Source organism: Mesorhizobium sp. M0621 (assembly GCF_040320745.1).
GTDB lineage: Bacteria > Pseudomonadota > Alphaproteobacteria > Rhizobiales > Rhizobiaceae > Mesorhizobium.
Genome location: NZ_JAMYQF010000015.1, coordinates 74,379 through 91,206, shown reverse-complemented (window position 1 = coordinate 91,206; position 16,828 = coordinate 74,379). Strand labels below are relative to the sequence as shown.

Below are 16,828 nucleotides of genomic sequence, written 5' to 3'. Positions count from 1 at the left end.
ACTAGCCGGCATTGGCTCTGGTAGCGTCTTGAAATCGCATCGCCTGCCGCTGGAGCCAGCACCTTGACCGCAGTGCCCGACATCGAGTTTCGCGGCGTCACCAAGCGCTATGGCGGCGTGACGGCCGTGAGCGGCATCGATCTCGCTGTCCCGCCATCCGCTTTCGTCGCCCTGCTCGGGCCGTCCGGCTGCGGCAAGACCACGTGCCTGCGCATGATCGGCGGTTTCGAACAGCCGAGCGAAGGCAAGGTGTTCATTCGCGGCCAGGACATGGCCGGCACGCCGCCCTACCGGCGCCCAGTCAACATGGTGTTCCAGCAATACGCGCTGTTTCCGCATCTCGATGTCGAGGACAATGTCGCCTACGGGCTGCGCCAAGCCAGGCCGCGGCTGTCGTCGCGCGAGGTCACCTCAAGAGCAGGCGAAGCGCTCGAAATGGTGCGGCTTGCCGGCTATGGCCAACGCAAGATCCACGAACTGTCCGGCGGCCAGCAGCAGCGTGTGGCGCTGGCGCGCGCGCTGGTCAACAAGCCGGCGGTGCTGCTGCTCGACGAGCCGCTGGCGGCGCTCGACAAGAAGCTGCGCACCGACATGCAGATCGAGTTGCAGAACCTGCAGCGCGAGATCGGCATCACCTTCGTGCTGGTCACGCACGACCAGGAGGAAGCGCTGTCGATGAGCGATTTCGTCTGCGTCATGAATGGCGGCCGTATTGTCCAGCTCGGACAGCCGAGCGAGATCTATGATGAGCCGGCCGACCTGTTCGTCGCCGATTTTGTCGGCAAGACCAATCTCTTGAGCGGCACCGTCGCCGGGCATATGGGCGATCTGGTGGAGGTAGCGCTTGCCGACGGCACCGTGATTGCGGCGCGCAAGCGCACCGCCTTACAGCAAGGCGAGGCCGTGTCGGTCAGCCTGCGTCCTGAATCGCTCAGTCTCGGCACTTCCGAAAGCAGCCGCTTCAAAGGCATCGTCCGCAACCGGATCTTCCTGGGCTCGACGGCGGAATACGCGATCGAGGTCCACGGCATCGGAACGCTGCTGGCCAAGGCCGATCATCTGATCGGCCACGGCAATCTCTTCAAGCCGGGTGAACCCGTCGCCATCGGCTTTGCCTCCGGAACGCCGCTGGCGTTTCCGGAAACCAAAAACAACGGGACCAACCAGAGGGTAGATAAACATGTCGAAATCATATCGTGATGGACTGCCGATAAGCCCTGAAAACTTCGTCGATCAGCTGATGCGCCTGAAGCGCGGCTCGATCGGCCGCCGCGACTTCCTTGGCCTCACCGGCCTTGGCATTGCGACGGCGGTGATGGCGCGCGAGATCGGCATCATGCCGACGCCGGCCTTTGCCGCGGAAAGCCTTGGCGACCGCATGTCGATCGCCACCTGGCCGAATTATCATGACCCGGCGACATTCGAAAATTTCAAGAAGGACACCGGCGTCGCCGTCGAGGTCAACGTGTTCGGCTCCAATGAGGAGATGCTGGCCAAGCTGCAGGCCGGCGCCTCGGGCTGGAGCCTTTTCGTGCCGACCAACTACACGATTTCCACCTACAAGAAGCTCGGCATCATCGAGCCGCTGGAGATGGCGAAGCTGCCGAATTTCGACGGCCCGCAGGAGGATCCGCGCTTCACCTCGGAGGGCACGATCGACGCGGTGACCTACGCCGTGCCGAAGAACTGGGGCACCACCGGCTTTGCCGTCAACACCAAGAAGCTGACCAAGCCGATGACGAGCTGGAAGGAGTTCTGGGACACCGCCATGGCGGAAGGCGACAGCCGCACAATGGTGCACGACTACCAGCTGACCACGATCGGCAATGCTCTGAAATATTACGGCTACTCGTTCAACTCGCTCAAATTAGACGAACTCGCCAAGGCGGAAGAACTGCTGCTGAAGGTCAAGCCGCATCTGTTCGCGGTCTCATCCGACTATCAACCGGGGATGCGCGCGGGCGATGCCTGGATGACCATGTGCTGGACCAACGACGGTGCGCAGCTGCATCGCGACATTCCCGAGATCGCCTATGTGCTGGGCAAGGAAGGCGGCGAGATCTGGACCGATTTCTACGCCATTCCAAAGGACGCCCCGAACAAGCCCGCCGGCTATGCCCTGCTCAACTATCTGATGAACCCGCAGGTCGCGGTGAAGGAGCACCTGGCCAATGGTGCGCCTTCGACCGATGCGCGGGTCAACAAGCTGCTGCCGAAGGAGGTGCTCGACAATCCGATCCTCTATCCGGCGGCGGACTTGTTGACGCCGCTGGAATTCGGCGCGGCGGCGACGCTGACCGATCCCGGCCGCGCCGAATTGATGGCGCGCTTCAAGTCGGCCTAAGCCAAGCCGCCTCAAATTCGACTCAGATAACTTGACCGGCGGGTCATGCCCGCCGGCACGGGGCAATCCTTCCATGCACGGCAGCCGTCTTCGCAAGAATCTTCTGACCGCCATGCTGCTCGGTCCGGCGACCGCGTGGCTGGTGGTGTTTCTGGTGCTGCCGTTCATCGCCATCGCCGTGTTCAGCGTCGGCGAACGGGCGCCGGAAGGCGGCTATCAGGCTGCCTTTACGCTGGCGCAATATGCCAATCTTCCGGCGCGCGCGACCGCGTTCTGGAACACGATGCTGCTGGCGCCGGTGGGGGCGCTTGCCTGTCTGTTCGTCGCCTATCCGGTTGCCTATTACCTCGCCTTGCAGGCGCCGCAGCGCTGGCGGCTGATCCTGTTGGCGCTGGTCGTCATCCCGTTCTGGACCAGCCTTCTGATGCGGACCTATGCCTGGATGTATGTGCTGGGCGGGCGCGGCATCCCGGCATTGCTTGCTTATATCGGGTTCGAGGATGTCAGGCTGATCAATACGCCGGGCGCAGTGCTGCTCGGCATCGTCTACGGCTATCTGCCGCTGATGATCCTGCCGATCTATGTCAGCCTCGAGCGGCTTGATCGCAGGCTGTTGGAAGCCTCCGCCGATCTCGGTGCGACGCCGATTTCGACTTTCCTTGGCGTAACCCTGAAACTGTCGCTGCCGGGCGTGATGACCGGCTTCTCGCTGGTGATGATCCTGCTGCTTGGCGAATATCTGATCCCGACGCTGCTCGGCGGCGGCAAGGTGTTCTTCATCGGCAATGCGCTGGTCGACCTGTTCCTGCAGTCGCGTAACTGGCCGTTCGGATCGGCCATCGCCATCACGCTGGTGCTGGTCTCGGTGGTGGTGCTGATTGCCGCCAACCGCATCTCGACCCGGGTTTCGGGCGCGCGCCGGGTGGATCTGATCTGATGCGCGCCTTCGTCATTGCCGTCTTCGCCTTCCTCTATCTGCCGATCGCGCTGGTCGTGCTGTTCTCCTTCAATGCAGGCCACCATGCCAGCGAGTTCACCGGCTTTTCGGTGCAATGGTACGGCAAGGCGCTGGCCAACCCGTTCCTGGTCGAAGCGCTGAAGAACAGCCTGTTCATCGCCACCACCAGCGCCTCGCTGGCGGCGCTGTGCGGCACGGCGGCTGCGCTCGGCCTGGCGCGCGTCAGCGTCCGGACCCGCGCTGTCTTCGATGCCCTGCTGGGTGCCGCGATCGTCGTTCCGGGCGTCGTTATCGGCATTTCGACGCTGGTCGCGCTCGTCCAGTTGTTCACGGTCGTCAATCCGTTTCTCGCCTCGATCTGGCCTGACGACCAGCCGCCGCGCCTGGCGCTCGGCTACGGTTCGATCATCGCGGCGCATGGGCTGTTCTCGATGGCGCTGGTGACGATGATCGTCGGCACGCGGCTGGGCAGCCTCGACCGCAATCTGGTCGAGGCGTCGAGCGATCTCTACGCCACGCCGCTGACGACGTTCCGCAGCATCGTGTTTCCGCAGATCATGCCGGCCGTCGTTGCCGGCTTCCTGCTCGCCTTCACCTTCTCCTTCGACGATTTTATCGTCGCCTTCTTCGTCGCCGGGGCGCAGACGACGTTGCCGATCTATGTCTTTGCGTCGATCCGGCGCGGGGTGACGCCGGAAATCAATGCCATCGCGACGATCGTGCTCGTCGCCTCCGTGCTGATTGTGGTGCTTGCCCAATGGCAGCTGCGCCAGCGCAAACCATCGAACTGAAAGTCGCATCATGATCCTCAAAGACCGCATCGCCGTGGTGACAGGCGCCGGCTCCGGCATCGGGCGCGCCGGCGCCATGATCATGGCCAGGGAGGGCGCGGTGGTCGTCATCGCCGACAGGGATCAGGCCGCTGGCGAAGCAACGGCTTCGGACATCCAGGCAGTGGGCGGGCAGGCCGAGGCGATCGCGACCGATGTCGCTGAGGACGCGGCGGTCGGGCAACTCATTGCCGGCACGCTCGACAGGCATGGGCGCATCGACATCCTGCACAATCATGCCGGCATCCAGGTCGGCGGCACGCTGACCGAAGTCGAGACCGAAGGCATGGATGCCTCGTGGCGGGTCAATGTGCGGGCGCAGTTCCTGGCGGCCAGGATGGTCATGCCATCGATGGTCGCACGAGGCGGCGGCGTTATCCTCAACACAGCCTCCAATTCGGGCGTGTTCTACGACCGCGAGATGATCGCCTACGCCACCTCCAAACATGCGGTGGTGGCGATGACACGGCAGATGTCGCTCGACTATGCCCGGCACAATGTCCGCGTCAACGCGCTCTGCCCGGGCTGGGTCGACACGCCGTTCAACGAACCGTTCATCGCCCAGATGGGTGGACGCGAGGCGATCGAAACCTATGTCCGCACCAAAATCCCGATGGGGCGCTGGGCCAGCGCCGATGAGATCGCCGAAGCGATCCTGTTCCTCGTCTCCGACCGCTCATCCTTCATGACCGGTCAGGCGCTGGTGATCGATGGCGGCGAAAGCATCGGCTGAGACTACGTTTCGGTCATCAACTTCCTTTGTTTTCCTTTATTTCAACGCCTCTCCGATGCACTGCTTTACGACTTTCTTCGTGCCGCTGGTCGGCAGCCAGGACTATGGTCCGGCCGGCATGGGACTTCAGTGCCATGGACGTCCAAGCGCGCTGATTTGTATTTGATATCAAATGGTTATGGTGTCGGCCGGTTGCCAGCTCGCGTATTGAGACAGCATTTGTCTAAAGTTTACTCTGTACAATTAGCTATTTCTCATACGACGGTCGCCTAGCGGTCGGGCGAAGGGTGGCGATTCCCCGAGGAGGTTACCATGACAAATCGAAAAACTCTGTTCGCGGCGCTTGCCGCATTGGCGCTTCTGGCGTCTCCGGCGATGGCCGGCAACGGGCACGGCGGTGGCAACGGGCACGGTAGCGGCGGTGGCAATTCCGGCGGGAACGGTGGCGGCAATGGCAACGGCGGCGGCAAGAGCAGCACTTCGCACGGCAAGTCCGCGTCGGCTCGGGGGCAGGTGGCAAAGGCCAAAGTGGACGACACCACGGTCGACACGACCACAAAGGTCTCGGCCGTGCCCAAGGAGAAAAACATCCACGCCAAGCTTGGCCGGCTGAACTCACTGCAGCGCAACATCAACGCCTACATGAACTCGAAGAGCAAGAAGTTCGCTGCCATTCAGGCTTTCGTGACTCAGTCCGCGAAAGCCAAGGTCGCCGAGGCCGCCGCCGAGGCGGCCCAGGATAAGCTGGATGCGCTGAATTCGCAGTTGAACGCCTTGACGTCGCTGACGGCCGATGAGATTGCGGCCATGACGCCCGAAGATCAGGCGGCCTTGCCTGGGAAGATAGCGGATCTGCAGGCCGAAATCACCGCCCAGGAGGCTGAGGTCACCGCCGCCAATGAGGCGGCTGCCGCGGCAACGGAGGGCACCGATGACGCCTCGCTCGACGCGGCGCTGACGGACATGGCCAACAAGCCCGTCGATGCCGAGGTTACGGCCTGGGCCCAAGGGGTTCTTGCCGGCAAGATCGACCAGACGGCGGCCGCGATTGAAGCGGAAACGACGCCGTAGCGATTTCGCCGCCGAAACGGCAGTAGCCAGTCAAAGATGCCGCCGGGTCTCGCCCGGCGGCATTGCTGTTTCCCGGCCATGATCGGGCAGGCTAAGTTTCGAGACATTCATACGTGCTTGCGGCCGCCGGTCGCGCGGAACCAGCTGTCGGGATAGGGATACCACCATTCCTGGATCGCCGGTTTGTGGTCGATGATCACCATTTTGGAGCGGCGGAAGGCATCCAGTCCCTGGCGGCCAAGCTCGCGGCCGAGGCCCGAGGCCTTCCAACCGCCGAAGGGCAGAGCGTCATTGTCGATCAGCGGATTGTTGACCCAGACCATGCCGGCCTCGAGCCTTTCGGCTGCCTCATGCGCCTCGGCCAGGTCGGTGGTGAAGACGGAGGCGCCGAGCCCGAACGGGCTGTCATTGGCAAGCCGGATCGCCTCGTCGAAACTTTTCACCCGGCAGATGGCGGCGACCGGGCCGAAGCACTCCTCGCGCACGATGGCCATGTCTGGCGTGACGCCCGTCAGGATCGTCGGTTCGTAGAACCAGCCGGTGTTGTGTGCCGGCGGGATACGCCCACCAGTCACTGCTTTGGCGCCATGAGCGATCGCATCGTCCACCAAGCGGATCACCTTGGCCCGCGCGGCCTCACTGACCATCGGGCCGATCTCGGTCTTGTCCATGCCGTTGCCGATACGCAGGGCACGCGTCTTTTCGGCGAACAGCTCGACGAAACGATCATGAACCGAATCGACCACGAAGAAACGCTCGGCCGAGGTGCAGACCTGGCCGGTGAGATGGAAGGCGGCGGTGACGCTCCCGGCCGCCGCCACGTCGAGCGGGGCGTGCTGGCTGATAATCAGCGGATCGCTGCCGCCGGCCTCGATGACGCAAGGTTTCATGCGTCCGGCGCAGGCCACGGCCACTGCCTCGCCGGCGGCGACCGAGCCGGTGAAGGCGACCGCGTGGGTGCGGTCGGAAGCGATCAGCGCCTGCGCCGTGGCCGCTCCGCCAGGCAGGCAGGAGACCAGCCCTTCCGGCAGCGAGCGGAACACGGTCATGTAGTCCAGCGTCGACAGCGTTGTCGCCTCGGCCGGCTTGATGATGCAGGCATTGCCTGATGCAAGCGATGCCGCGACGGTCCAGCACATCAAGAGGATCGGGAAGTTGTAGGGCATGATGTGGACCGACACGCCATAGGGCTCGTAGCGCGCATATTGAAACGAACCAGCCTGCGTCGTGCCGGCGATCTTGCCGGCGTCGTCGCGCGCCATCTCGGCATAGTAGCGGAAAATCGGCGCGCAATTGGCGATTTCGCCGATCGCTTCGGGATAGGGCTTGCCCATCTCGCGCACCATCAGCTCGGCGCAGCGCGTGAAGTCCGCCGCCTCGATGGCATTGGCGACGGCATGCAGGTGCTTTGCCCGGCTCTTGGCGTCGAGCTTTTTCCAGGCGGCCTGCGCCTTGGTAGCAGCGGTGAGCGCGGCGTCGATCTCGCCGTCGGTAGCGGCCGAGATAGTGCCGACGGTTTCGAGCGTCGCCGGATCGATCACCGGTTTGTTCACGCCGGTCATCGGCCGGTAGTCCGGATTGACGAAGAAAACCGGCCGGTCAGGGGAGAAATCCATGGGCATCCCTCTCAGATCCGCTCAGCGGATCATGTAGACCTTCTTGATGGTCTCATGGACGGTGCAGACGCCTTTCCAGTCCTGCGGGAAGAAGGCCGCCGTGTCCGGCTCGATCTCGATGACTTCGCCGGATTCATGGACATAGGTGCAGCGGCCTTCGAGGAAGTGGCAGAACTCGTCGCGGGTGACGTGGCAGTGCCATTTGCCTGGCGTGCAGACCCAAAGCCCGCATTCGGAGCGGCCTTCCGGCCCCTTGTGCAGCAACTTGCCCGAGGTGCGGGATTCGCCCTCGATCATCGTCGAGATGACACCCCAGTCGACGAGGTCTGACATGGCGAGGGGGGATTTCATGATCGGCGTTGTCATATCGATTTCCTTGAAGCTCACCGGCACATGAAGGCCTTGGTCAGCGTTTGCGTGATGATGGAGATGCCGGTCCACCCGGCGGGAAAGAACACCAGCGTGCCGGCCTCGACAGCAATCCGTTCGCCGTCGTCATGGACGTAGCTGCCGTGCCCTGAGAGGAAGTGGCAGAATTCGTCAGCGCCAAAGGTGACCTTGCGCGTGCCCGGCGTGCACGACCACAGGCCGCATTCACTCGATCCGTCCGGGTTTTGCGACAGGATCCTGCCCGAGGCGCGCGGCGCGCCGGCAAGCGTATTGCTGCCCGCGCCCCAATCCTCCAGTTCCACGCTCGAGGCCTTCGGCCAGTGCGGTGTCGGCATGTCTTCAACTCCGTGGATCAGGCCAGCATATAGACGTTGCGCATGGTCTCATGCACGGTGCATTCGCCTGTCCAGCCAGCAGGGAACATGACCACGGTCCCGGTGGTGACCTCTACCACTTCGCCGACATCCGATCGGTAGGTCGCACGGCCGGCAACGAAATGGCACAACTCGTCGCGCGGGATCGAGAGCCGCCAGCGGCCCGGCGTGCAGACCCATATGCCGGATTCCGGCTGGTTGTTCGGCCCTTTGTGCACGAGTTTGCCGGTCGAGTGCGAAGCGCCGTCCAAAGCATCCGGCTGGACGCCCCAGTCGACGAGGTCGGTGCGGGTGGTGGCCTGGTAAAGGTGCGGGGCGGAGGAGGTCATGGGTGTGCTCCATGACTATGATGCTCAACGCCGACCCGTTGCGGCTCTACGAGGCCCCCCTCTGTCCTGCCGGACATCTCCCCCTCAAGGGGGGAGATTGGCAGTTTCTGCGACGGTGCCTTGCTCCCTAGCTTTGCGATTGGCGAAAGCGGTGGTGACAGCCAATCTCCCCCCTTGAGGGGGAGATGGCCGGCAGGCCAGAGGGGGGTGCCTTGGCTCGGCATGTCGGACATCGCGCTCACAGCAATCCCTCCAACGACCCAGCCGCCTTCTCCGGCCCATTCTGCCCCTGCATCTGTGCCGATGTCTTTGCCAGCTTGGCCTTCATCTTCGGATCGGTCAGACACGCTTCGATCTTTGTGATCAGCCCGGCATCGGTCCAATCGTAGCGCGGCATGCCGAAGCCATGGCCGGTTTCCTCGACGCGGGTGGCATTGTCGTGGCCGTCCCAGACATAGGGCATGATGATGGCCGGCTTGCCGAAATAGAGGCATTCGGTGAACGAGTTGTTGCCGCCATGGTGAATGACAGCATCGACCTGCGGGATGACCGAAGGCTGCGGGAACCAGCTTTCGACGATTACGTTGCCGGGCACGTCCGTATACTGGTCCTTGTAGCCGCCGACATTGACCAGTGCCCGGTAGCGCGTCTTGTCCAGCGTCGCGATAATGCGCTTCAGCAGGTCGACATCGCCGGCGCCGAGACTGCCGAAGGAGACGTAGAGTAGCGGCCCGTCATTGTTTTTCGCGAAGGTCGGCACCGTGTATGGCTTCTCCTGCCGCACGCAGCCTTCGAGATACTGGAACTTTGCCGGGTCGAGCGGATGGCGGCGCTTGAACTTTGCCGCTTCGGGATAGAGCAGCAGGTTCAAATAGGGCGAGGCTTCGAAGAACTGGCCGATCGGATAGGGCGCCTCGTTATTGGCGGTGAGGAAGGTGTTGAAGTCGTCATGGATCGGCTTGATGACGGCGTTGAAATGATCGCGATAGCGCTGGTGTCCGGCATGATCGTTCTCGCCGCAGCCTGACAGATGCGGCGGGATGTCCTCGTCCTCGATCTCGTTTTCCGAGCAGGAGATGACGCGCACCCACGGCTTGCCGTACTGCTTGATCGCAGGGAACAGGATGACGTTGTCGACGCAGATCACGTCAGGCTTGATGCCGGCCAGAACGCGCGGCAGATCCTTCTGCGCCCACTTCGCGCTGTCGACGATCGCCGTCCAGCAATCCTTGACGTAATTGTCGACCTGGTCGTAGGGCGATTTGCGGAAGTTCGGGATGTGGCCATTGATGAAATCCTCCCAGAACTTCGCCATCTGCTCGGGCGGCATCGGCTCGGACAGGTTTACCGGATGCGCCTCGAAGCCGTAGCCCTTGTAGACATCAACGAAGCCGGGATCGGACAGGAACACCGCCTTGTGGCCGCGCGCCTCGACCGCCTGGGCGATGCCGACGGAATTCAGCGCCGGGCCGTAGGCCGCTTCGGGAAAAAACGCGATCGTCTTCTGCGCCATCAAGCTACTCCTGTCATTCTGCGAAAATTCTGACATCGGCGGGGTCCCAGCCCAGTTCGACCTGGTCGCCCGACGAGACCGGCCGGCGGTCGGCGGCATCGGCGGTGACGCGCACCAGGAACGGTTTTGGCGACAGGGGCGTGCGGACATGCAGCTGCAGGTCGAGGCCCTGATAGGCCAACGCTTCGACCGTGCCGGTGGTGCGGTTGGCGGTCTCGGCCGATGGGAAAAGCCGGATGCGCTCGGGCCGCACCGACGCGACAGCGGATGCCTCGGGCGAAAGTGTGGCGGGAACCTTGCCGGTAATGCGCGTGCCGTTTGTCGTCAGCACGCCATCGGCTGACACCTTGCCCGGCACAAAATTCATCACGCCGATGAAGTCGGCAACGAAACGGTCGGCCGGGTGCTCATAGATCGCGTGCGGCGTGTCGCATTGCAGCAGCTTGCCATCCTTGAGCACCGCCATGCGGTCGGCCATGACAAGCGATTCTTCCTGGTCGTGGGTGACGATGACGAAGGTGATGCCGACCTCGTGCTGCAGGCGCTTCAATTCCAGTTGCATGGCGCCGCGCAGTTTCTTGTCGAGCGCGCCGAGCGGTTCGTCGAGCAACAGCAGTCGGGGCCGCTTGACCAGCGCGCGGGCCAGCGCGACGCGCTGCTTCTGGCCACCCGACAATTGCTCCGGCTTGCGGTCGGCGAAGGGGACGAGTTCGGTGGTCGCCAGGATAGCGTCGACGCGGGAGCGGATTTCCTTAGCTGGCAAATGCTCCATTTCGAGGCCGTAGGACACATTGGCGCGGACGCTCATATGCGGAAACAGCGCGTAGGACTGGAACATCAGATTGACCGGCCGCTTGTTGGGCGGGGTCCTGGCGATGTCGTGGCCGTCGAGCAGAATGCGCCCGTCATTGGGCGTCTCGAAACCGGCCAGCATGCGCAGCAGCGTGGTCTTGCCGCAGCCTGACGGGCCGAGCAAGGCGAAGAACTCGTTCTCTCTGATGTCGAGTGAGACGCCGTCGACAGCCGTCACCCGGCCGAAATTCTTCGACACATTGTCGATGGCCAAAAGCGTGCGATGTTCGCTCATTGGCCAATGATCCCACGGTTGAGCCGCTGCGACAGGGTCAGCGCGGTGATCGAGACCGCCATGACGATGGTCGCCAGCGCGTTAATCTCCGGCGTGATGCCGAAGCGGATCATGGCGTAGATCTGCATCGGCAGCGTCGTCGAGGCACGGCCGGCGCCGGCGGTGAAGAAGGCGATAATGAACTCGTCGACCGACAGGGTGAAGGCAAGCAGCGCGCCGGCGATCACTGCCGGCGCGATAACCGGCAATGTCACGCGCCGGAAGGTCGTGACGGCGGAAGCGCCGAGATCGGCGGAAGCCTCGACGATCGACCAGTCGAAACTCTTCAGCCGCGCGCGCACCACCGAGCAGACGAAGGCGAGGTTGAAGACGACATGGGCGAGAATGATGGTGTGCAGGCCCATGGTCAGGTTGAGCATTGAGAAGAACGAGAGCAGCGCAATCGCCAGCACGATGTCGGGAATGATCATCGGCGCGAAGATCAGCGCTTCGAGACCCTTGCCGTATTGCCGGCGCATCTCGACGCCGATCGCCAGCAGCGTTCCGAGCAGCGTGGCGATTGCCGTCGAGACCAGCGCGACGATCAGCGTGTTGAGGGCGGCGGAGAGGATCGCGGAATTGCCCGCCAACGAGGCGTACCATTTCAGCGAAAAGCCCGACCATGCCGTCGGCAAGCCGCCTTCGTTGAAGGAAAGCGCCACCAGCACGGCGATGGGGATGTAGAGGAAAGCGAAGACGAGAACGAGAATCGTCCGCATGCCGAAAGCGCGAACAAGAGATTGATTCATCGCTGCCCTCCGATGGTTTGGAGCTGCGGAAGCAAACTGCGTCCTTCTCCCCGTTCACGGGGAGAAGATGCCGGCAGGCAGATGAGGGGCAGCGCCCAACCTTGCAGAAGCTGGCGCCGCCCCTCATCCGCCCCTTCGGGGCACCTTCTCCCCGTGAACGGGGAGAAGGGAAAGAAGGAGCGCTCAGCCATCGGTGTCTCCGCCGGCTTGCGCCGCATGGCCCGAGGCGCGGTTGGCGGCCAGCGCCTGCGCCATCAGCACCAGAAGCATGATGGCGATCAGCGCCATGGCGAGTGCCGCCCCGAACGGCCAGTCATTGGCGGTCAGGAACTGGTCGTAGACGAGATTGCCGATCATCTGGAAGCGGCCGCCGCCGAGTAGTGCCGGGGTGACGAAATTGCCGATCGACAGCACGAAGACGAACACCGCACCGGCCGCGATGCCGGGCACGGTCAGCGGCAGGATGACACGCCTGAATGTGGTGATGGCGGAGGCGCCGAGGTCACGCGAGGCTTCGGCGAGTTCCGGGTTGAGCCGCGACAGCGGCGCATAGCAGGCGAGGATGACGAAGGGCAGGTAGTTGTAGACCAGACCGGCGATGACGGCGCCTTCCGTGTAGAGCATTGATGGTGGTTCGCCGGTGTAGCCGAACCAGCGCAGCAACTGGGTGATCAGGCCCTCGCGGTTGAGCAGCACGATCCAGGCATAGGTGCGGATCAGATAGTTGGACCAGAACGGCAACACGGCGAAGAACAGGAAAATTGGCTGCAGCCGGCGCGGGGCGGCTGCGATAGCGTAGGCGGCGGCATAGCCGATCACCGCCGCGATCAAGGTCGCGGTGCCGGCGATGCGCGCCGAGTTGAGGAAGATGCCGGCATAGAGCGGGTCGAGGACCAGGCCGAAATTCTCCAACGTGAAAGTGTATTCGATGCCGCCATAGATACCGCGCCGGAAGAAGGCGAGCGCCAGCACCAGCGCGCACGGCACCACCATCAGCGCAGTCAGCCAGGCCAGGGCCGGGGCCATCAGCAGGGAAGAGCGGGAGGGAACGGGAGGCGTCACGCCGCACCCCCCTCTGGCCTGCCGGCCATCTCCCCCTCAAGGGAGGAGATTAGCAGCCCCAAGGTCCCACTCACCCTGAAGCGTTGAAGATTGGCCAAAGCGATGCCACAGCCAATCTCCCCCCTTGAGGGGGAGATGGCCGGCAGGCCAGAGGGGGGCGACACGGAATGCAAGCTTGATTCCTAGATGCTGAAACTAGCGCTTACTGCGCGGCCTTGATCTCGCTGACGATCTTCGAATAGTCGCGCTGGGCGTCGCCGACGTCACGCAGCTGCTCGAACTTGACGAGGTCCGCCACCGGCATCGCCATGTTGGGGAATTTGGTCAGGAAATCGGCTGGCAGGCTTTCCATCGCCGGCTTGTTCGGCACCTTGTAGTCGATGTTCTGCGCCGCCCAGGCGTGGTTCTTGGCGTCGAGCATGAAGTTGATAAACTGGAAGGCGGCGTCCTTGTTGGCGGAGGCCTTCATCACCACCATCGTGTCGACCCAGAGGTCGGAACCTTCCTTGGGGATGACGTATTTGATCTCGGGCTTGTCGGCTATGCCGTAATTGCACCAGCCGTCCCATGCCTGCACCATCAGCGCTTCGCCCGAAACCAGCTTGGAATAGAAGGTGGTGTCGTCATAGGCGAGCAGGGTTTTCTTGGCCGAGATCAGCAGGTCCTTCACCTCGGCCATCTTGGCCGAGTCGGTTTCGTTGACCGAATAGCCCTTGTCGAGCTGCCCGGCGGCCAGCAGCCAGCGGTCGGTGGCCAGCATGGTGGTCTTGCCCTTCAATTCGTCGGAAGGGCTAAGCAGATCGCTCCAGCTGGTCGGCACTGTCTTGACTAGATCCGAGCGGTAGCAGAGGCCGGTGGTGCCCCAGGTGTAGGGGACGGAGAATGCATTGCCGACATCGTGCGGCAGCTTGGTCGCTTCCGGATAGAGATTGGCGAGGTTCGGTATCTTGGCATGGTCGATCGGCTCGATCAGGCCGAGCTTGTTCAACACTTCGGCGAAGGGCGAGGAAACGAAGACCACGTCATAACCCTTGCCGCCGGCGGCGATGAGCTTGCCCATGATCTCTTCATTGGTGGCGTGGACCACGACTTCGCCGGAGACGCCGGTCGCGGTCTTGAAGGCGGCCATGGCGTCTGGCGCCATGTAGCCGTCCCAGTTGGAAATGACGAGGTCGGCGGCCATCGCCGGCGCGGACAGCGCCAAGGCCAGGCCGAGTGCGATCGAAGATGTTTTCAGCGCACGGCGCCGCAGGCTGGTAGCGGTCATGACAGACTCCCATTCCGGTTGATCGTCGAATTTCATTCGCCGGCTGCGACCCATGCCGCTGCCATGATCCTGTTCCCTCGGTCTTTTTCTCGCCGATTGTCCTGACAGTACTATTGCAGAAAAAAGTACGTCAATCCATAATTTGTCAAGCGACCGAGGAATCTGGCCGATTGCGTCCGCGCAGGCGATCGGTCAAATCAATGCGGTCACGTCCGTTCACGAGATCACTCATGCAAGCCGCAGCCCGACGACCTCGCACCAACCATCTCGACCTGGCGCAGCGCATCCTGGATGTGGCGCGGCAGCGCGGTTTTGAACCCGGCGCACGCTTGCCGGAGCAGCAGATCGCGTCGCTGTGCAATGTCTCGCGCACGCCGGTGCGGGCGGCGCTCGGCCTGCTCGCGGAGCGGGGCGTCGTACGCTGGGAGGCGGATTCCGGTTATCACCTGGCAATCGACCTCACCGCGCAGGCTTCGGTCGCCACAGAATTGCCCGCTGCCGAGGAGGATGAACTGGCCGAGGCGATCCTGCGCGACCGCTCGGCGCGGCGGCTGGACCAGACGGTGACGGTCGCAGGGCTGATGCGGCGCTACAATGCCGAGCGCAAGACGGTACTAAAAGCTCTCAATAAACTGACCGAAGAGAATCTGCTCGACCGTGCGCCTGGTCAGTCCTGGCTGTTTCGGCGCACGCCCGGCGATCCGGAAGCACAAGGCGACAGCTACGAGTTCCGCTTGCTGCTGGAGCCCGCGGCCATCCTGACGCCGGGCTTCCGGCTGGACGGCGCGCGGGCGGCGGCGTTGCGCCAGGGCATGGAAGCGCTGGTGGCATTGCCGGACGCCGCATTCGACACGCGCGAGTTCCAGCGGCTGGATATCGATTTTCACGGTATGCTGGCCGAGGGCTGCGCCAACCGCTTCGTTGCCGACGCGCTGTCCGATCACCTCAGGCTGCGCCGGCTGCCGGGCATCTATGCCGGCGTCAACGTCTTCCGCTTGCGGCAATCGCTGCGCGAACACCTTGTTATACTCGACCATCTTGAAAGCCTGCAGTATGAGGTGGCGGCCGATCTGCTTCGCATTCATCTGCGGCTCTCCCGCAACCAGCGACCACAAGCGGCCAGCCGCGGGGCTCCCGCGCTGTTCGGCATGATCAGCCGGCCGGAATGACGAGGATTAATTGACGCGTAAAGCCAGCCCGACCATCGCGCTGTTTCCCGAAGCGAGTTTCGGCGCGGCGTTGAATTGCGTCGGCATCGCGCAGGCATTGCGTGCGCGAGGTGCCCGGCCCGTGTTCATCTGCCATGCCGGCTTCTCCGGCGTCTTTGCCGACTATGGTTTTCAGGAATACCAGCTGCCGACCGACGAGCCACTGAGCGACAGCGAACGCCAGAGCTACTGGCAGGCCTTCGTGCGCAGGCACCTGCCGCATTTCAGGCTGAGCCCGATCGATCAGTTGGAAACCTATGTCGCGCCGACCTGGCAAGCGATCGTCGACACCGCGGTCAATGCCGAGGCGCCGCTGCGCCAGTTGCTGGCGCGGCTGAAGCCGGACGCGGTGGTTCTCGACAATGTCATCATGTTCCCGGCGATCGCCGCCGCCGGCTGCCCGTGGGTGCGTGTCGTCTCGTGCGCCGAGACCGAGCTGCCGGACGCCAATGTGCCACCCTATCTGTCGGGGCTTGGCACTGATGACCCGCAACGCGCGGCGTTCGAGGCGCGCTATCTCAAGGCCTCGGCACCGGCGCATGACCGCTTCAATCGTTTCCGGGCGGATGCCGGACTGGGGCCGCTGCCGAAGGGTCAGTTCCTCGAGACCTCCCCCGACCTCAATTTGCTGCTGACCCCCGCGATCGTGCGCCGCGAGCGCGCCGAGCCGCTCGACCCGGCCCGCTTCATCTATCTGGAAGGCTGCGTGCGTTCGGAAGGGCCGTTCGAGGTGCCAGTTTTCCCGCGCAATGGCGGGCCGCTGGTCTATCTCAGCTTCGGCAGTCTCGGCGCCATGGATGTCGGGCTGATCGAGCGCATGCTGGCGGTGTTCGACAGGCTGCCGGCGCGCTTCATCGTCAATGCCGGCGGCTTGCGCGATGCCTATCGCGCGGTGCCGGACAACGTCTATCTCGACGCCTGGTTTCCGCAGCCTTCGGTGGTGGCGAAATCCGACCTGTTCATCCATCACGGCGGCAACAACAGCTTTTGCGAAGCGCTGCGCTTCGGCGTGCCGTCGCTGATCATGCCCTATTGCTGGGACGGACATGACAATGCGCGGCGCGCCGGAGAGACCGGCGTCGGCGACCATATCGGCCGTGACGCCTGGACCGAAGGAGTACTGGAGAGAGCGATTCTCGGCCTGCTGGCCGACGACGCCATGCGCGCCCGCCTCAGGGACAATGCAGCCCAAATGGCGCTGAAACCTGGAACGGATGTGGCCGCGCAAGCCATACTCTCTCTGATACGGACATGAATG

The 16,828-nt window shown here is 63.4% G+C and carries 17 protein-coding genes; 8 read left to right on the top strand and 9 right to left on the bottom strand.

What is annotated here, in order from left to right:
• Window positions 1-63 precede the first annotated feature (63 nt).
• The 6 genes from NKI38_RS13415 (at window position 64) to NKI38_RS13390 (ending at window position 5,936) form a co-directional block, all read left to right on the top strand.
• The gene (locus NKI38_RS13415) at window positions 64-1,200 is read left to right on the top strand and encodes an ABC transporter ATP-binding protein (RefSeq protein WP_352658281.1); all 1,137 of its coding nucleotides are present in this window, start codon (window positions 64-66) and stop codon (window positions 1,198-1,200) included.
• On the top strand, window positions 1,181-2,344 hold the full coding sequence (locus tag NKI38_RS13410; RefSeq protein ID WP_352658279.1) for an ABC transporter substrate-binding protein: 1,164 nt from the start codon (window positions 1,181-1,183) through the stop codon (window positions 2,342-2,344). Before NKI38_RS13415 ends, NKI38_RS13410 begins: the two co-directional genes overlap by 20 nt.
• A 73-nt stretch (window positions 2,345-2,417) precedes the next feature.
• Entirely contained in the window at window positions 2,418-3,281 is an 864-nt protein-coding gene (locus NKI38_RS13405) for an ABC transporter permease (protein ID WP_352658277.1), read from the top strand.
• Window positions 3,281-4,093: an ABC transporter permease gene (locus NKI38_RS13400; protein ID WP_352658275.1), complete on the top strand. Its 813-nt coding sequence runs from the start codon at window positions 3,281-3,283 to the stop codon at window positions 4,091-4,093. Before NKI38_RS13405 ends, NKI38_RS13400 begins: the two co-directional genes overlap by 1 nt.
• A 10-nt stretch (window positions 4,094-4,103) precedes the next feature.
• Window positions 4,104-4,865, top strand: a complete 762-nt coding sequence (locus tag NKI38_RS13395; RefSeq protein WP_352658273.1) for an SDR family NAD(P)-dependent oxidoreductase — start codon at window positions 4,104-4,106, stop codon at window positions 4,863-4,865.
• 312 nt (window positions 4,866-5,177) lie between these two features.
• Window positions 5,178-5,936: a hypothetical protein gene (locus NKI38_RS13390; protein WP_352658272.1), complete on the top strand. Its 759-nt coding sequence runs from the start codon at window positions 5,178-5,180 to the stop codon at window positions 5,934-5,936.
• Between the two features lie 107 nt (window positions 5,937-6,043).
• On the opposite strand, the gene NKI38_RS13385 is transcribed toward NKI38_RS13390, so the two are convergent.
• The 9 genes from NKI38_RS13385 to NKI38_RS13345 form a co-directional block, all read right to left on the bottom strand.
• Window positions 6,044-7,552, bottom strand: coding sequence for an aldehyde dehydrogenase family protein (locus NKI38_RS13385; RefSeq protein ID WP_352658270.1), 1,509 nt, complete (start codon window positions 7,550-7,552; stop codon window positions 6,044-6,046).
• A gap of 21 nt (window positions 7,553-7,573) precedes the next feature.
• Entirely contained in the window at window positions 7,574-7,918 is a 345-nt protein-coding gene (locus NKI38_RS13380) for a cupin domain-containing protein (RefSeq protein ID WP_352658268.1), read from the bottom strand.
• Between the two features lie 17 nt (window positions 7,919-7,935).
• Window positions 7,936-8,277: a cupin domain-containing protein gene (locus NKI38_RS13375; RefSeq protein ID WP_352630946.1), complete on the bottom strand. Its 342-nt coding sequence runs from the start codon at window positions 8,275-8,277 to the stop codon at window positions 7,936-7,938.
• 17 nt (window positions 8,278-8,294) lie between these two features.
• Window positions 8,295-8,645, bottom strand: coding sequence for a cupin domain-containing protein (locus NKI38_RS13370; protein WP_352658266.1), 351 nt, complete (start codon window positions 8,643-8,645; stop codon window positions 8,295-8,297).
• 238 nt (window positions 8,646-8,883) lie between these two features.
• Window positions 8,884-10,158 (bottom strand): glycosyltransferase, encoded by a 1,275-nt coding sequence (locus NKI38_RS13365; RefSeq protein WP_352658264.1) that lies wholly within the window; start codon window positions 10,156-10,158, stop codon window positions 8,884-8,886.
• Between the two features lie 13 nt (window positions 10,159-10,171).
• Window positions 10,172-11,245, bottom strand: a complete 1,074-nt coding sequence (locus tag NKI38_RS13360; RefSeq protein ID WP_352658262.1) for an ABC transporter ATP-binding protein — start codon at window positions 11,243-11,245, stop codon at window positions 10,172-10,174.
• Entirely contained in the window at window positions 11,242-12,033 is a 792-nt protein-coding gene (locus NKI38_RS13355; RefSeq protein ID WP_352658260.1) for an ABC transporter permease, read from the bottom strand. The genes NKI38_RS13360 and NKI38_RS13355 overlap by 4 nt, the downstream gene beginning before the upstream one ends.
• Window positions 12,034-12,216: 183 nt before the next feature.
• Complete coding sequence (locus NKI38_RS13350; protein WP_352658344.1) at window positions 12,217-13,059, bottom strand: ABC transporter permease; 843 nt, start codon at window positions 13,057-13,059, stop codon at window positions 12,217-12,219.
• Window positions 13,060-13,297: 238 nt separating this feature from the next.
• The gene (locus tag NKI38_RS13345) at window positions 13,298-14,362 is read right to left on the bottom strand and encodes a polyamine ABC transporter substrate-binding protein (protein ID WP_352658258.1); all 1,065 of its coding nucleotides are present in this window, start codon (window positions 14,360-14,362) and stop codon (window positions 13,298-13,300) included.
• A 230-nt stretch (window positions 14,363-14,592) separates the two neighbouring features.
• Here NKI38_RS13345 and NKI38_RS13340 point away from each other — a divergent pair, with 230 nt between their 5' ends.
• Both NKI38_RS13340 and NKI38_RS13335 read left to right on the top strand, forming a co-directional pair.
• Window positions 14,593-15,531, top strand: coding sequence for a GntR family transcriptional regulator (locus NKI38_RS13340; protein WP_352658256.1), 939 nt, complete (start codon window positions 14,593-14,595; stop codon window positions 15,529-15,531).
• A 10-nt stretch (window positions 15,532-15,541) separates the two neighbouring features.
• Complete coding sequence (locus tag NKI38_RS13335) at window positions 15,542-16,825, top strand: glycosyltransferase (protein WP_352658254.1); 1,284 nt, start codon at window positions 15,542-15,544, stop codon at window positions 16,823-16,825.
• The last annotated feature ends 3 nt before the right edge of the window (window positions 16,826-16,828 follow it).

Bases quoted from the DNA above. Each gene is read 5' to 3' on its own strand.
- NKI38_RS13345 (WP_352658258.1), bottom strand. From the start codon at position 14,362: ATGACCGCTACCAGCCTGCGGCGCCGTGCGCTGAAAACATCTTCGATC.
- NKI38_RS13380 (WP_352658268.1), bottom strand. From the start codon at position 7,918: ATGACAACGCCGATCATGAAATCCCCCCTCGCCATGTCAGACCTCGTC.
- NKI38_RS13350 (WP_352658344.1), bottom strand. From the start codon at position 13,059: ATGGCCCCGGCCCTGGCCTGGCTGACTGCGCTGATGGTGGTGCCGTGC.
- NKI38_RS13360 (WP_352658262.1), bottom strand. From the start codon at position 11,245: ATGAGCGAACATCGCACGCTTTTGGCCATCGACAATGTGTCGAAGAAT.
- NKI38_RS13370 (WP_352658266.1), bottom strand. From the start codon at position 8,645: ATGACCTCCTCCGCCCCGCACCTTTACCAGGCCACCACCCGCACCGAC.
- NKI38_RS13365 (WP_352658264.1), bottom strand. From the start codon at position 10,158: ATGGCGCAGAAGACGATCGCGTTTTTTCCCGAAGCGGCCTACGGCCCG.
- NKI38_RS13410 (WP_352658279.1), top strand. From the start codon at position 1,181: ATGTCGAAATCATATCGTGATGGACTGCCGATAAGCCCTGAAAACTTC.
- NKI38_RS13390 (WP_352658272.1), top strand. From the start codon at position 5,178: ATGACAAATCGAAAAACTCTGTTCGCGGCGCTTGCCGCATTGGCGCTT.
- NKI38_RS13400 (WP_352658275.1), top strand. From the start codon at position 3,281: ATGCGCGCCTTCGTCATTGCCGTCTTCGCCTTCCTCTATCTGCCGATC.
- NKI38_RS13395 (WP_352658273.1), top strand. From the start codon at position 4,104: ATGATCCTCAAAGACCGCATCGCCGTGGTGACAGGCGCCGGCTCCGGC.
- NKI38_RS13375 (WP_352630946.1), bottom strand. From the start codon at position 8,277: ATGCCGACACCGCACTGGCCGAAGGCCTCGAGCGTGGAACTGGAGGAT.
- NKI38_RS13340 (WP_352658256.1), top strand. From the start codon at position 14,593: ATGCAAGCCGCAGCCCGACGACCTCGCACCAACCATCTCGACCTGGCG.
- NKI38_RS13385 (WP_352658270.1), bottom strand. From the start codon at position 7,552: ATGGATTTCTCCCCTGACCGGCCGGTTTTCTTCGTCAATCCGGACTAC.
- NKI38_RS13355 (WP_352658260.1), bottom strand. From the start codon at position 12,033: ATGAATCAATCTCTTGTTCGCGCTTTCGGCATGCGGACGATTCTCGTT.
- NKI38_RS13405 (WP_352658277.1), top strand. From the start codon at position 2,418: ATGCACGGCAGCCGTCTTCGCAAGAATCTTCTGACCGCCATGCTGCTC.